The organism is Metabacillus idriensis (assembly GCF_050483325.1).
Taxonomy (GTDB): domain Bacteria; phylum Bacillota; class Bacilli; order Bacillales; family Bacillaceae; genus Bacillus_P; species Bacillus_P idriensis_A.
This window is the reverse complement of the sequence record NZ_JBCMYF010000024.1, coordinates 1-15,299: the sequence shown is the minus strand read 5'-3', so window position 1 is coordinate 15,299 and position 15,299 is coordinate 1. Positions and strand designations below refer to the sequence as shown.

The 15,299-nt window shown below is 42.3% G+C and carries 12 protein-coding genes and 1 other annotated feature; all 12 genes read left to right on the top strand.

The window, feature by feature from the left end:
* Window positions 1-262 precede the first annotated feature (262 nt).
* Complete coding sequence (locus tag ABEQ24_RS13800; protein WP_430007327.1) at window positions 263-4,582, top strand: S8 family serine peptidase; 4,320 nt, start codon at window positions 263-265, stop codon at window positions 4,580-4,582.
* A gap of 484 nt (window positions 4,583-5,066) precedes the next feature.
* Complete coding sequence (gene spoIIGA, locus ABEQ24_RS13795) at window positions 5,067-5,996, top strand: sigma-E processing peptidase SpoIIGA (RefSeq protein WP_430007326.1); 930 nt, start codon at window positions 5,067-5,069, stop codon at window positions 5,994-5,996.
* Between the two features lie 55 nt (window positions 5,997-6,051).
* Complete coding sequence (gene sigE, locus ABEQ24_RS13790; RefSeq protein ID WP_430007325.1) at window positions 6,052-6,771, top strand: RNA polymerase sporulation sigma factor SigE; 720 nt, start codon at window positions 6,052-6,054, stop codon at window positions 6,769-6,771.
* A 74-nt stretch (window positions 6,772-6,845) separates the two neighbouring features.
* Window positions 6,846-7,694 (top strand): RNA polymerase sporulation sigma factor SigG, encoded by an 849-nt coding sequence (sigG, locus tag ABEQ24_RS13785; RefSeq protein WP_249042921.1) that lies wholly within the window; start codon window positions 6,846-6,848, stop codon window positions 7,692-7,694.
* Window positions 7,695-7,824: 130 nt separating this feature from the next.
* On the top strand, window positions 7,825-8,088 hold the full coding sequence (locus ABEQ24_RS13780; RefSeq protein ID WP_133311249.1) for a YlmC/YmxH family sporulation protein: 264 nt from the start codon (window positions 7,825-7,827) through the stop codon (window positions 8,086-8,088).
* A 94-nt stretch (window positions 8,089-8,182) separates the two neighbouring features.
* Window positions 8,183-9,022 carry a peptidoglycan editing factor PgeF gene (gene pgeF, locus ABEQ24_RS13775; protein ID WP_430007324.1) on the top strand — a complete coding sequence of 280 codons (840 nt, stop codon included), beginning with the start codon at window positions 8,183-8,185 and terminating at the stop codon, window positions 9,020-9,022.
* A complete protein-coding gene (locus ABEQ24_RS13770) occupies window positions 9,019-9,687 on the top strand; it encodes a YggS family pyridoxal phosphate-dependent enzyme (protein ID WP_430007323.1) in 669 nt (222 codons plus the stop codon). Before pgeF ends, ABEQ24_RS13770 begins: the two co-directional genes overlap by 4 nt.
* 20 nt (window positions 9,688-9,707) lie before the next feature.
* Entirely contained in the window at window positions 9,708-10,145 is a 438-nt protein-coding gene (locus ABEQ24_RS13765; RefSeq protein WP_070879097.1) for a cell division protein SepF, read from the top strand.
* 6 nt (window positions 10,146-10,151) lie between these two features.
* Complete coding sequence (locus ABEQ24_RS13760) at window positions 10,152-10,415, top strand: YggT family protein (RefSeq protein WP_133311245.1); 264 nt, start codon at window positions 10,152-10,154, stop codon at window positions 10,413-10,415.
* 65 nt (window positions 10,416-10,480) lie between these two features.
* Entirely contained in the window at window positions 10,481-11,251 is a 771-nt protein-coding gene (locus tag ABEQ24_RS13755) for an RNA-binding protein (RefSeq protein WP_430007322.1), read from the top strand.
* 99 nt (window positions 11,252-11,350) lie between these two features.
* A complete protein-coding gene (locus tag ABEQ24_RS13750; protein ID WP_430007321.1) occupies window positions 11,351-11,857 on the top strand; it encodes a DivIVA domain-containing protein in 507 nt (168 codons plus the stop codon).
* A 57-nt stretch (window positions 11,858-11,914) separates the two neighbouring features.
* Window positions 11,915-12,141: a binding site (T-box leader), on the top strand.
* A gap of 74 nt (window positions 12,142-12,215) precedes the next feature.
* Entirely contained in the window at window positions 12,216-14,987 is a 2,772-nt protein-coding gene (gene ileS, locus ABEQ24_RS13745) for an isoleucine--tRNA ligase (protein WP_430007320.1), read from the top strand.
* The last annotated feature ends 312 nt before the right edge of the window (window positions 14,988-15,299 follow it).

Below are 15,299 nucleotides of genomic sequence, written 5' to 3'. Positions count from 1 at the left end.
CTTTAATATCAACTAATAAACCCTGGCAGCTAGCGTCATCAAGTGCCTCTATAATCAGCTGACATGCTTTAGCCCCAGATTGATTTCCAGAAATATGCTACTAAACTCTTGTTTTTTAAACAGGAAGAATTTGGCTACATAAAATGACAAAATTTTCTAAAAATGTTCTTTACATTTAATGTAACAGCCCAGAACTGACAGAGATTTAAGCAGAAAGGAGGATCGTTTACGGGGTATTACAAATTAAGGGGGAATTTAAGGAATGCGGAAGAAACATGCGAAATGGGTCAGTATTTTGTCAATATTTATCCTGCTGCTTACTTTGCTTGCTCCGAGTGTTTCAGTTGCAAGCACAAGCGTCAGCACATCCGTAAAGGATCAAAAAAACATAACTGCTGAAAAAGTTTCAAAGAAGCTTACTGAGTCTTTTAAAAAGGAAGAGAAGGTAACGTTTCTCATTAAGCTGAAAGACCAGGTTGATACAGCAAAAGTCGCAAAGAATGCCGCAAAAGCCGCATCAAAAGAACCTGCGGCACAAGCAAAGTATGAGAAGCGTTCGGCTGTTGTTTCCTCTCTTCGCGCAACAGCCATTGAAACTCAGCAGAACCTGAAAACGTACTTAACGAAACAAGAAAAGGCAGGCAATGCCAAAGACATCCGATCATACTACATTGTAAATGGAATGGCCGTTACAGCTACTAAAGATGTCATGGAAAAGGTTGCAGCATTTCCTGAGGTGGACAAGGTCCTTCCAAACGAAGTCCGGCAGCTGGCAGCAGGGACTGCGGTGAAAGAAAAAAATTCTGGGAAAAAGGCTGATGTAAAACCATCTCCTGCTGCAACTGAGTGGAACATCAATCAGATTGGTGCTCCGGCAGCATGGGAGATGGGCATTGACGGAAGCGGAACAGTCGTTGCTTCCATTGATACCGGAGTTCAGTGGGACCATCCGGCATTAAAAGAAAAGTACCGCGGCTTTAATCCAGCTTCACCAAGTTCGCCCGATCATGAATTTAGCTGGTTTGATGCAACGGCAAACCAGGCCGTGCCATATGATGATCAAGGGCACGGAACACATGTAACTGGAACCATGGTAGGAGCAGAACCGAATGGCAATAATCAAATCGGTGTTGCACCGGGAGCGAAATGGATTGCAGTCAAAGCTTTTACTGCTAATGGCGGAACAGATGCTGATTTGCTTGAAGCAGGCGAATGGATTCTGGCTCCCAAAGATGCAGCCGGAAATCCTCATCCTGAAATGGCTCCGGATGTAGTCAACAACTCATGGGGAGGCGGAGCAGGGCTTGATGAATGGTACAGACCAATGGTAAATGCATGGAGGGCTGCAGACATCTTCCCAGAATTCTCTGCGGGGAACACGACGTTATTTAACCCGGGCGGACCAGGGTCCATTGCTAACCCTGCAAACTATCCGGAATCGTTTGCGACAGGAGCAACTGACATCAATAACCAGTTAGGAAGTTTTTCACTTCAGGGACCATCGCCATATGACGAAACAAAACCTGATATTGCAGCACCTGGAGTAAACATTCGCTCATCTGTTCCGGGAAGTGCATATGAAGGCGGCTGGAATGGAACGTCGATGGCAGGTCCGCACGTTTCGGCTGTAGTTGCTCTGCTGCGGCAGGTTGATTCTTCTATTACAGTGGATGAAATTGAAAATGTGCTGACAACAACGGCAACGCCTCTTACTGATTCGACGTTCACGAGTTCACCTAATAATGGATATGGACATGGCCTGGTGAATGCGTACGACGCAGTTTCTTCTCTTTTGACAGGTCTCGGCAAAGTGAAAGGACAAGTTGCTAAGGAAGGGGAAGATACCGAGGCACCGGTTATGGAGCACACGGCACCTTCTGAAACATTTGAAGGTATGGATTTTCCGCTTACAGTGTCTGTAAGCGATAATATAAGCGTCACGAATGTTGCTCTTCACTATCAAAGCAACGGCGGCGATTGGCAGACAGCTGAAGCTGCGAGAGTTTCAGGAGATTTCCTTGATGGAACGTACGAAGCAGTGATCCCTGGTGAAGCAATTGCAGAAGGAACACTTGCCTATAAGTGGAAAGCAGTTGATTTTGGAGCAAATGAAGTAGTTTCTGACGAGTATGAAGTTACAGTTCAGCCTGGCATTACGACAGGCTATGAGCAGGATTTTGAATCAGGTGCAGCAGGCTGGTCTTCTTATGGAGTGAAAAACAGCTGGGAACACGGGAATCCCGTTAACGGGCCTGGCAATGCAGCTTCAGGTGAAAAGGTCTTTGCTACAAACCTTGACGGCGATTATGAAAATGGAGCAAATATGAATTTGCTCATGCCTCCAATTGATTTACCTGTAGAAGGAGCAGCCTTCCTTCAATTTAAGCAGTGGCATGAACTTGAAGCGCGATATGACTATGGCCATGTTTTTGTTTCAACTGATCAGGAAACATGGACTCAGGCGCTGCGGGTTAATGGGAACACAGCCGGCTGGATAGACGGCCAGGTTGACCTCACCCAGTATGCGGGACAGCGGATTTATGTTGCATTCAATGTAACCTCAGACGGAAGTGTTGTAAAAGACGGCTGGTACATCGATGATATTAAATTATCTGATACGGCGATCGAAATTCAAAACAAAGCAAAAGTGGGCTTAGAAAGTAAATCAGCAAGTACGGATAAAGCAGCCCAGGAGAAAAAGGAAAAAGTTTATCCAAATAAAATTCAGCCTGCACCATACAGCGGGGCTGTGAAAGGATCTCAGGAAACTGCTTTGCCAGCTGCACTTCCTATGAGAGCAGAAGTGAGCATCGTTGAAACCGGAAGATCCACATACTCAAGTCTCGAGGATGGCAGTTATGAAATTGTTCACGGTGCAGGATCATTTACACTCAAAGCAGAAGCCTACGGATATGCTGCAGAAACGCAGCCGATCACGATTGAAAACGACGGCATTACAGAAGCGAACTTTGTACTTGAGGAGCTGCCTCAGGGAACAGTCATCGGAGTAGTAACAAACGAAGCAACAGGCGAGCCTGTGGCCGATGCAACACTTCTCCTGATTGAAGATGCAGCTGTGACACCTGTTCAAACAAATGAACAAGGGGAATATTCGATTGAAGCATATGAAGGAGACTATACGTTAAAAGCGATGGCACCTTCCTATTATGCCAAGGATACAAGCATCGTGATTGATGCAGAACAGCCAACTGTTCAAAATATTACGCTTAAGCCATTCATCGGGTATCCTGGTGAAATTGGATATGACGACGGTACAGCTGAAAACGCGAGAGCCTTTAATGCAGCAGGCAATGGCTGGGCGGTTAAAATGTCTCTTGCTGAAGGAAACGAACGAGCAATGGTAACAGGCGGACTGTTCAGGTTCTGGGATACAGAGTGGCCAGTACCTGGAGGCACGGAGTTCCAGGTTGCGATCTACGATGCATCAGGAACTGACGGAGCCCCGGGAAAAAAGCTTGCAGGACCAATCAATGCAACGGCTTTACGCAACGGAGAATGGACAATGGTTGATTTGCTTAACCAGGGTGTAGTCGTCGATGGAGACTTCTATATGGTATACATCCAAACAAAAGCAAACCCTAACTCACCTGGACTTGCAACAGATGAAGATGGTGAAAATGCCGGCCGCAGCTGGCAAATGGTAAGTGGAGGCTGGTCACCGTCACCTGCTGAGGAAGGAAACTATATGATCCGGGCCATTGTGGATTATGAGGTGACAGCACCTGAGATTACCTCTCCAAAAGACGGTTCATTCACAAATAAAGAAACGTCTGTCGTAGAAGGTAAGGCTGCACCGACAACAACTGTCCACATCTATAATGGAGAAACAGAAGCAGCGTCTGTACAAGCTTCTGAAAACGGGACATTCCGTGCAGAAGTAACACTTCATGCAGGTGAAAACGTACTGACTGCCAAATCCAGCACAGATGCAGGCATGACTGATGCGTCTAATGCGGTAAAAGTTACTTTGGACAAAACAAAACCGCAGTTTACTATTGAGAATCCTAAAGACGGCCAAAAACTGAATACAGAAGCATTGACTGTGAGCGGAACCGTTTCAGACGACCATCTGGACTGGATTAAAGTCAATGGTCAAAAGGCAGCAGTCAAAGACGGCAAATTCTCAAAACGGATCTTGCTTGAAAACGGAGAGAATGTGATTACCGTTCTTGCAGCTGACAAAGCAGGAAATCGTTTAAAGAAAACCGTTAAAGTATATGTAAAATACGATGCACCCGTTATTGAAAATTTAAAACCTTCTGAGGACAAATACATCAAGTCAGGTGAAAGTGTGAAAATAGAATTTGACAGCGAAGAAGACTTAGATGCAACTTTCGTTATCCATATGCCGCTGACTAATGCGGGCATTCAAAATGCAACAGAGCTTCCGCTGAGAGAAACGGCACCAGGTCATTACGAAGGATACTACACGGCAACATCCAACATGAAAGCTGACGGTGCGAGAGTCGAAGTCATTGCAAAAGATGATTTTGGCAACGAAACAAGAGCCGTAGCAGATGGAAAGCTGTTTATAGGCAGCAAGAAGCCTGCGAAAAAATAAAGACAGAAAAACCCTCATTCCCGCAAAACAGGAATGAGGGTTTTTTCGTGTTCCCTCCCTTTTAAGAAAGGCTGTTTTCGCATAGATTGTTGTTTTTGATTACCCTCTGTAAAGTTGGTTATTATGCAGAAAAAGAGAATCAAATGCACGCTAAGATTCCACGATTAAGGTTTTTGCAACGAAAAGTGGAATCAGCTATTTCCCTCTATTCTTCAGAAGAAGTCAAGTTCTTTCAGCTGCACCACTTATGGCTAAGAAAAGAGCCTTAAAAAAAGACCATAGCTGATCTGTAAACAGAATTGCTTATGCTTTTCCACCCTTTTCCATCGACAAATAGCAGCGATATCTATCAAAAATACTCTATTTTATCGGCAGTAACTGACAGACTTCACCGGGTTTGCTCAGCTATACTATTACTATCCAATCGGACAGTGCCTTTATCTTTTTTATTTGTAATGTGAAAACCTTCAGAAAGGAGTTTCACGTGGCCATTTATTTGGATGTGATCTGGTTTTTGAATTTTTCGTTTGATTTGCTATTGCTTCTTCTTACAGCGCTTTTGCTGAAAAGGAAGATTATGAAGCTTCGGATAATTGTTGGAGCCTTCATTGGATCGAGTATCGTTGTTCTGCTTTTTACGCCGCTTGCTCCTTTAGCTATGCATCCATTTGGAAAGCTGTTTGTATCTATTCTTATGGTGCTCACGGCATTTGGTTTTAAGCGGTTTAAGTTTTTTTCACAGTCACTGTTCACTTTTTACTTTGTCACCTTTATGGTAGGCGGGGGGATGATGGGAGCACACTATTTTATTCAAACGGAAATTGGATTTGCTGACGGGATCCTCATGACAAATTCCGGTGGCTTTGGTGACCCTGTCAGCTGGCTGTTCGTGCTGGCAGGTTTTCCGGCAGCCTGGATTTTTTCAAGAAAGCGGCTAGATGATCTGGAAATGAAAAAAATCCAATATGATCAGATTGTCAGTGTCTTCATTAAAATTGGGGACTTGACTATTCCTTTAAAAGGTCTTATCGACAGCGGAAATCAGCTTTATGATCCGATTACAAAGTCTCCCGTAATGATTGCAGATGCAGGCAAGCTAAGAGGAATTCTGCCGGATGCACTCCTGAACATCGTTTTTCAGGAAGATGTCATGACGGCATTATCATCTTCTGTGGAATCACATTCTCTAGAGAACAGGGTGCGGATTATTCCGTTCCGTGTAGTTGGAACATCAAATCAGTTTTTAATTGGCCTTAAACCTGATGAAGTGATAATCACAACAAAAGATGAAACCATACTTGTTCCAAAAGCCATTATTGGATTGAACCGAACAAGCCTGTCGCCTGAAGGGGAATACGACTGCATTGTTCATCCAAAGATGCTTCAGAGCGGAGCTGTTCAGGACGTTTCGTGATCATCATCCTGTAGTAGTGTACTCAGATCAATCGGAAAATAGAAGGGGGAGAACCATGAAAAAACTAAAATTGCACATGACGTATCTATGGTATAAATTACTGATGAAGCTTGGCCTGAAAACGGATGAAATTCACTACATAGGGGGAAGTGAAGCTCTCCCGCCCCCGCTCTCAAAGGATGAGGAAGAAGTTCTGCTCAAAAAACTGCCGGGCGGCGATCAGGCGGCGCGTTCGATTCTTATTGAAAGAAATCTCCGTTTAGTTGTATATATTGCCAGAAAATTTGAAAACACAGGCATCAATATTGAAGACCTGATAAGCATCGGCACAATCGGTTTAATCAAAGCAGTAAATACCTTTAATCCGGAAAAGAAAATTAAACTTGCCACATATGCTTCAAGATGCATCGAAAATGAAATCTTAATGTATTTGCGCCGCAATAATAAAATTCGTTCAGAAGTTTCTTTTGATGAACCATTAAACATTGATTGGGATGGAAATGAACTCCTCCTATCTGATGTGCTTGGAACAGAGGAAGATATTATAACAAAAGATCTTGAAGCAAATGTTGACCGCAAATTGCTGCTGAAAGCTCTTCAGCAGCTGAATGACAGGGAAAAGCAAATAATGGAACTTCGCTTTGGGCTTCAGGGAGGAGAAGAAAAAACCCAAAAAGATGTCGCAGATATGCTCGGTATATCCCAGTCCTATATTTCAAGACTTGAAAAAAGAATTATCAAAAGATTGCGCAAAGAATTCAATAAAATGGTCTGAAAAAAATTTTATCCGGATATTTTCCAGAATCTGCGTGGTTTTGGACAATTATAGATGATTTTGTCCGCTTGGACATGTGCATATTTTTCCCACCTAAGGAGATACTTAACTCTGTACAGCAGCTCCTGTTAGGAGGGAAAGATGTGGCAAGAAATAAAGTTGAAATTTGCGGAGTAGATACTTCCAAACTTCCAGTCCTAAAAAATGAGGAAATGAGAATTTTGTTCAGGCAAATGCAAAGCGGTGAACTATCTGCCAGAGAAAAGCTGGTAAACGGCAATTTACGCCTGGTGTTAAGCGTCATTCAGCGTTTTAACAATCGGGGAGAGTTTGTTGATGACCTGTTTCAAGTAGGCTGCATTGGACTTATGAAATCAATTGATAATTTCGATCTTGGCCAAAATGTAAAATTTTCAACTTATGCTGTACCGATGATAATTGGGGAGATCAGACGATATTTGCGGGACAATAACCCAATCCGCGTATCAAGATCTCTTCGCGATATTGCCTACAAAGCTTTGCAGGTCAGAGAACAATTAATGAGCAAAACCTCAAGGGAACCTACCGCTGAGGAGATCTCGAGGGTGCTTGAAGTTCCTCATGAAGAAATTGTTTTCGCATTAGATGCTATACAAGATCCCGTTTCTCTGTTTGAACCGATTTACAATGACGGGGGCGACCCGATATATGTAATGGATCAGCTGAGCGATGAGAAAAACCGAGACTCTCACTGGATAGAAGAAATCGCTTTAAAAGAAGGAATGAGACGGCTGAATGACCGTGAAAAACTGATCCTCAGAAAGCGGTTCTTCCAAGGGAAAACTCAAATGGAAGTAGCAGAAGAAATCGGTATATCTCAGGCACAGGTTTCAAGACTTGAGAAAGCTGCAATCAAACAAATGAATAAGAACATACAAAATTAGGACTGTTCATCTGAACAGTCCTTTTTATCTGTACTGCAGTCACCATTTTTGAGAAAATCCTGTGTAAAAAGCTCGAATAGATTAAGGATGTACAATCATATAGTTAATATAAGAACAGGGGGCGGTTTCTGTGATGAATATATCTGAATTTCAGACGAAAGATGTTGTCAATGTTTCCGATGGCAAGAAGCTTGGGATTGTTTCAGATTTTGATATAAATGTGACAACTGGTAAAATTCAGGCCGTGATTATTAGCGGAACTGGCAAAGTGCTGGGTTTTTTCGGGAAGGATGAAGAGCTGGTCGTGCCCTGGAGAAATATCGTGAAAATCGGAGAAGATGTTATTTTAGTGCGTGTAAATAGGGAGATAGACCAAAATAACGAATTAATTTAACAATCTTTCTGTCGGAATGGGAAAGATGTGGTAAAATATAGTCGTGTATATCAAAAACATGCAGCAATCTGTAAACAAAAGGAATGAACATTTTATGACTCAGCAGCCGTTTCAACTGCAGCATGAAACCCATTTGAACAGCCCGGTCTGGGAAAAATTAAATGATGAGCTGATTGTCGGTTTTACTACAAAAAACGGAGGCATAAGCAGCGGGGATTTTCATTCGCTGAATCTTGGCCTTCATGTAAAAGACAAGCCTGAACATGTCGTTTTAAATCGAAAACGGCTGGCAGAAGAATTAAATATGCCCCTTGAAAATTGGGTTTGTGCAGATCAGATTCATGACTGCGGCATTCATAAAGCAGCGCAATCCGATAGAGGGAAAGGAATACTCGATTATCATTCAGCAATTCCTGGAACAGACGGACTCTATACAAAAGAAGAAAATTTGATGCTTGCACTATGCTATGCTGACTGTGTTCCATTGTATTTTTATGAACATGATAAAAAGCTGATTGGAACGGCACATGCCGGCTGGAAGGGCACTGTCAAAGACATAGGCGGAAAAATGATCCAAACATGGATAAAGGACGAAGAAGCTGATGTAAACTCAATCTATGCCATGATTGGACCATCAATCGGAGCCTGCTGCTATGTAGTTGACGATTACGTCATTGACCGGGTCAATCAAGTTATCCCGAATACGGATCCTCTGCCATATCAAAAAGTATCTGAAGGACAGTACTCACTTGATTTAAAGCAGCTGAACAAACAATTGCTGATCAATGCAGGTGTAAAAGAAGACCGGATATTGACGAGTTCTTTCTGTACAAGCTGTGAATCTTCCATGTTTTTTTCACATCGCAAAGACGCGGGATCGACTGGGAGAATGTTCGGTTTTATCGGTTTGACGAGGAGGCACAAGCAGCTATGAGCGTAGCAGACAACTTAAATGAAATTTATGCCAGAATTGAAAATACATGTTCGAAAACAGGACGCAATCCTAATGAAATTCAAATCATTGCGGTTACAAAGTATGTGGATATTAATCGTGCTAAAGAAGCGTTGAGTGCTGGGATCAGTCATCTTGGAGAGAACAGGAATGAAGGGCTTAACGAAAAATATACAGCAATTGGATCAGAGGCCAAATGGCACTTTATCGGAACACTTCAAACGAGAAAAGTGAAAGATATCATCGGGAAAGCGGATTATATTCATTCGCTTGACAGACTTTCACTGGCAAAAGAAATCAGCAAACGTGCCGATAATAAAATAGACTGCTTTATCCAGGTAAATACATCAGGGGAAGAATCCAAGCATGGTATGGCTTCAAATGAGGTTTTGCCATTTGTTAAAGAACTTGAAAGCTTTCCGTACATAAATGTGGCAGGATTAATGACAATGGCCCCTCATACAGACGATACAGCTGTTTTAAGGCAATCATTCCGCAGATTAAGGGAGTTAAGCGAGGAAGTAAGAGCGCTTCACTTGCCTTATGCCCCGTGCAAAGAGCTTTCTATGGGCATGTCGAATGATTTCGAGATCGCAATTGAAGAAGGCGCAACCTTCATACGAATAGGTTCTGCCCTGGTAGGATAAGAAATCGGAGGTGTCAGAAGTTGAGTATTAAAAATAAGTTTAAAAGCTTTTTTGCCTTGGATGAAGAAGAGTATGAGTATGTTGAGCAGGATCGTTATCAGGAAGATGACTATGAAGACGAGCAGCCGTTTGCCGCCAAACCGCAAGCAAAACAGAATGTTGTAAGTTTGCAAAGTGTTCAAAAATCATCTAAAGTGGTATTATGTGAGCCCAGAGTTTATGCTGAAGCTCAGGATGTAGCCGATCAGCTTAAAAACCGCAGAGCTGTTGTTGTCAATCTGCAGCGGATTCAGCATGATCAGGCGAAGCGGATTGTAGACTTTTTAAGCGGAACTGTGTACGCTATAGGTGGAGACATTCAAAAGATAGGGGCAAATATTTTTCTTTGCACTCCTGATAATGTGGATGTGGCAGGATCGATATCTGAAATTGTAACTGAAGAAGATCAGAGGTGGTAAGTCTAGATGGGCATAGTAGCTGATGTATTATTTACATTATTGCAGATTTATTCGTATGCGATTATTATTTATATTCTGCTTTCCTGGTTCCCTAATGCAAGAGAAAGCGGTTTTGGCCAATTATTAGCTAAAATCGTTGAACCTTACCTGGAGCCATTCCGCAGATTCATTCCGCCTCTTGGAATGATTGATATTTCCCCGATCGTCGCGCTTCTTGCACTTCGATTTGCGGGATACGGGCTGAATTCAATATTCAGCATGATTGGATAAAGTTGTCCTGCTAGTGCCGTTTATGCGGCACTGTTTTCATTTAGAACGGTTTGGAGCTGTATGAAGTGAACCATGTTTATCAGCATTTTAGACAAGAAGAGCGTCACTTTATTGATCAGGTGATGGAGTGGAAAGAAAATGTACTGAATCAATACAGTCCTAAACTGACCGATTTTCTTGATCCGAGAGAGCAGGAAATGGTACAGGCAGTAGTCGGTTCAAACGGGGAAGTAAACGTCATGTTCTCAGGAGATGACATGGAGAGAAAGCGAGCTCTCCTCTACCCGGATTACTTTACACCTTCCTTGGAAGATTTTCAGTTATCCCTGATTGAAATTCAATATCCGGTTAAATTTATTTCTCTCGAGCATCGCCATATCCTGGGATCACTTATGTCTCTTGGACTGAAGCGGTCTAAATTTGGAGATCTTTTGTTCTTTGGAGAAAGGATTCAGCTTGTGGCAGCTGGTGAGGTTGAGGATTTTATTTTAATGAATGTAACCGAAATCGGCAGAGCCAAGGTTTCACTGCGCAAACTTGACTGGTGTGATAGAATTCAGCATGCTGAAGAAATCCAGGAACTGTCTGCAACTGTCAGCTCATTAAGACTGGATGCTGTTGCAGCTTCTATTTATAATGTATCCAGACAAAAAATCGGCATGCTCATTCAAAACGGACAAGTAAAAGTAAACTGGAAAGTGATTGAGCAGACGTCATTTGAATGCCGCGCGGGAGACACCCTTTCTGTCAGAGGGTTTGGGAGATCCAGGCTTTTGTCGATTGATGGAAGAACTAAGAAGGATAAATGGAAACTGACCATAGGAAAACAAAAATAATTTTATGGATTCAGCAGGAATTATGACATTTCTGTCTAATAATGAATTATACTGTTTAAAAAGAAACGTTTCATTTAATACATAATGGAGGTGGCACAAGTGCCCTTAACACCGTTAGATATTCATAACAAAGAATTCAACAAAGGCTTCCGCGGCTATGATGAAGATGAAGTGAACGAATTCCTTGATCAAGTTATAAAAGATTACGAAATGGCGATTCGCGAACGAAAAGAACTTGAAACAAAAGTAGGGGACTTAACCGAGAAGCTGGGTCATTTTGCAAACATTGAAGAAACACTCAACAAATCGATTCTAGTTGCTCAAGAAGCAGCTGAAGAGGTTCGCCGCCACGCTCAAAAAGAAGCGAAATTAATCGTAAAAGAAGCTGAAAAGAACGCAGACCGCATTATTAATGAATCGCTTTCTAAATCAAGAAAAATCGCAGTTGAAATTGAAGAACTCAAAAAGCAGTCAAAAGTTTTCCGCACCAGGTTCCAAATGCTGATTGAAGCACAGCTTGATCTCCTTAAAAATGACGACTGGGATCATTTATTAGAGTATGAAGTAGAAGCACTTTACGAAGAACGCGAAGAATCTAAAGTGTAATCTTGACTTGCGTACATAGTTTCACATATAATACGATCACTACTACAATTATCATAAATTGAAACGATGAGAGGGAGAGTAGCTCATTTTATCCTTTTTAAGCGAGCCGGAACTGGTGAAAGCCCGGCAAAGGAGAATGTGTGAAAATCACCCTTGAGTTTTTTGCTGAAACAAGATAAAAAGTAAGCAAAGACGCGTTATTCACGTTACGAATGTCGAGAGGATAACCTGTACGCCGGTTATCTAAAAGGGTGGTACCGCGAGAAAACCTTCTCGTCCCTTATGGGATGAGAAGGTTTTTTGTGTTTTCTGATTTAATGTCTAAAAGCCTATTTAAAAATTGTTTGGAGGAATACACATGGAGTACAAAGATACACTGCTAATGCCAAAAACTGAATTCCCGATGCGCGGAAACTTGCCGAACCGCGAGCCTCAAATGCAGGAAAAATGGGAAGAAATGAATATTTATCAAAAAGTTCAAGAGCGCACGAAGGATCGTCCAATGTTCATCTTGCATGATGGTCCTCCTTACGCAAATGGCGATATTCATATGGGGCATGCACTTAACAAAGTGCTGAAAGATTTTATCGTCCGCTACAAGTCGATGACGGGCTACAATGCACCATACGTGCCAGGCTGGGATACACACGGTCTTCCGATTGAAACAGCTTTAACTAAAAACAAAAAAGTGAACCGGAAAGAACTGAGTGTCGCTGAGTTCCGCAAGCTTTGCGCTGATTACGCATGGGAGCAGATCAATAACCAGCGTGAACAATTCAAGCGCCTTGGCGTTCGGGGAGACTGGGAAAATCCATATGTGACATTAAACCCTGAATATGAAGCACAGCAAATTAAAGTATTTGGTGAAATGGCGAAAAAAGGCTATATCTACAAAGGGTTAAAACCTGTTTATTGGTCTCCGTCAAGTGAATCTGCTTTAGCAGAAGCAGAAATTGAATACTATGATAAACGATCTGCTTCTATTTATGTAGCGTTTACCGTTACCAAAGGAAATGATGTATTAAACGGCGGAGAAAAAATTGTTATTTGGACGACAACACCTTGGACGATTCCTGCCAACCTTGGAATTGCCGTTCATCCTGACTTGGAATACAGTGTGGTATCTGTAAATGATGATTCTTTCATCGTTGCATCTGCTCTTTTAGAAGCTGTTGCTAAAGAACTTGAATGGGAAACTTATTCGGTTTCAAAAACACTTAAAGGTGCACAGCTTGAAAAAGCGGTTGCGAAACATCCTTTATATGACCGCGAATCGCTTGTTGTTCTTGGCGAGCATGTAACAACAGAAGCTGGTACCGGATGTGTACACACGGCTCCCGGACACGGGGAAGATGACTTTATTGTCGGTCAAAAATATGGACTTGGCGTTTTATGCCCTGTTGATGAAAAAGGCCATATGACAAATGAAGCACCTGGCTTTGAAGGCATGTTTTATGATGCAGCAAATAAACCAATTACAGAACAGCTTGATGAAGCAGGTGCATTGCTGAAGCTTTCATTTATTACTCACTCATACCCGCATGACTGGAGAACAAAAAAACCGACGATTTTCAGAGCAACAGCTCAATGGTTTGCATCCATTAAAGATTTCCGTGAAGAGCTGCTATCGGCAGTCAAGGAAACAAAATGGGTTCCTGCATGGGGAGAAACAAGATTATTCAACATGGTCCGCGACCGCGGCGACTGGTGTATTTCCAGACAGCGTGCATGGGGCGTTCCAATTCCAGTATTTTATGCTGAGAACGGTGAACCAATCATCACAGATGAAACAATCAATCATGTTTCAGACTTGTTCCGTGAACATGGTTCAAATATCTGGTTTGAACGTGAAACAAAAGATTTACTTCCTGAAGGATTTACTCATCCAGGCAGCCCAAATGGATTGTTCACGAAAGAACAGGACATTATGGATGTATGGTTTGATTCAGGTTCATCCCATCAGGCTGTTTTATTGGAAAGAGATGACCTGCAGCGTCCGGCTGATCTTTATTTAGAAGGATCTGATCAATATCGCGGCTGGTTTAACTCTTCCTTATCAACAGCAGTTGCTGTAACGGGGAAAGCTCCTTATAAAGGTGTACTGAGCCATGGTTTTGCTCTTGACGGGGAAGGGCGAAAAATGAGTAAATCATTAGGAAACGTCGTTCTGCCTTCAAAAGTCATGAATCAGCTTGGAGGAGACATCCTTCGCCTATGGGTAGCATCTGTTGACTATCAGGCAGACGTAAGAGTTTCTGATAATATCTTAAAGCAGGTTGCTGAAGTATACAGAAAAATCCGCAACACGTTCCGTTTCCTTCTTGGAAACCTTGCTGATTTTAATCCGGCAAAAGATGCTCTATCTTATGACGAACTGCGCGATGTAGATCGTTACATGCTTGTAAAGCTGAATAAATTAACAGATAGAGTGAAAAAATCTTATGAAGAGTATGAATTTGCAGCGATTTTCCATGCGGTTCATAATTTCTGTACGATTGAACTCAGCTCATTTTATCTTGATTTCGCAAAAGATGTTCTGTACATCGAAGCGCCAGACAATAAAGAGCGCCGTGCGATTCAAACCGTCTTGCATGAAACCCTTCTTTCTTTAGTGAAGTTAGTAACGCCAATCCTTCCACATACAGCTGATGAAGTTTGGGCACATATAGATTCTGTAACCGAAGAAAGTGTTCAGCTTGTGGATATGCCTGAAGTGAAAACACTTGATAATGCAGATGCATTAGAAGAAAAATGGGATGCTTTCATGGAACTTCGCGATGATGTGCTGAAGGCTCTTGAAGTGGCAAGAAACGAAAAAGTAATCGGCAAGTCATTAACAGCAAGCATTGAGCTTTATGTTGATGCTGAAACGAAGCAATTGCTTGATTCAGTAGAAGAAAACCTCAAGCAGCTGTTTATCGTATCAGGCTTTACACTGGCTGGTGACTATGATGCAGCGCCAAGTGATGCTCATGTATTTGATCATGTGAAAATTGCCGTTAAACCGGCCGAAGGTGAAACATGTGAACGTTGCTGGGTTGTTACAACGGATGTTGGCAGCAGCGAAAACCATAAAACCCTGTGCAGCCGCTGTGCAGCCATTGTGGATGAAAATTATACAACTGCATAATTGCTGGGGACCGCTGACTTTGGTCAGCGGTTTTTACATTTAAAAAGCGCCTTTTCTGTCGGTTCTGCATTTCATTGTGTCTAACACCATCCCCCAACTCCTCGGCCAGAACAAATTCCTCCAATTAATTCGGAAACCCCATGAATTAATTCCAAAACCCCTCCAATTAAATTGGAAACCCCATGAATTAATTCCAATACCCCTTCAATTAAATTGGAAACCCCATTAATTCGGTATTGACTCCCGGATTTGAACAGTCGGTTCAGCATTTACACAGTGTCCAGCTCCACCTCCTAGCCCCTCGGCCAGAAC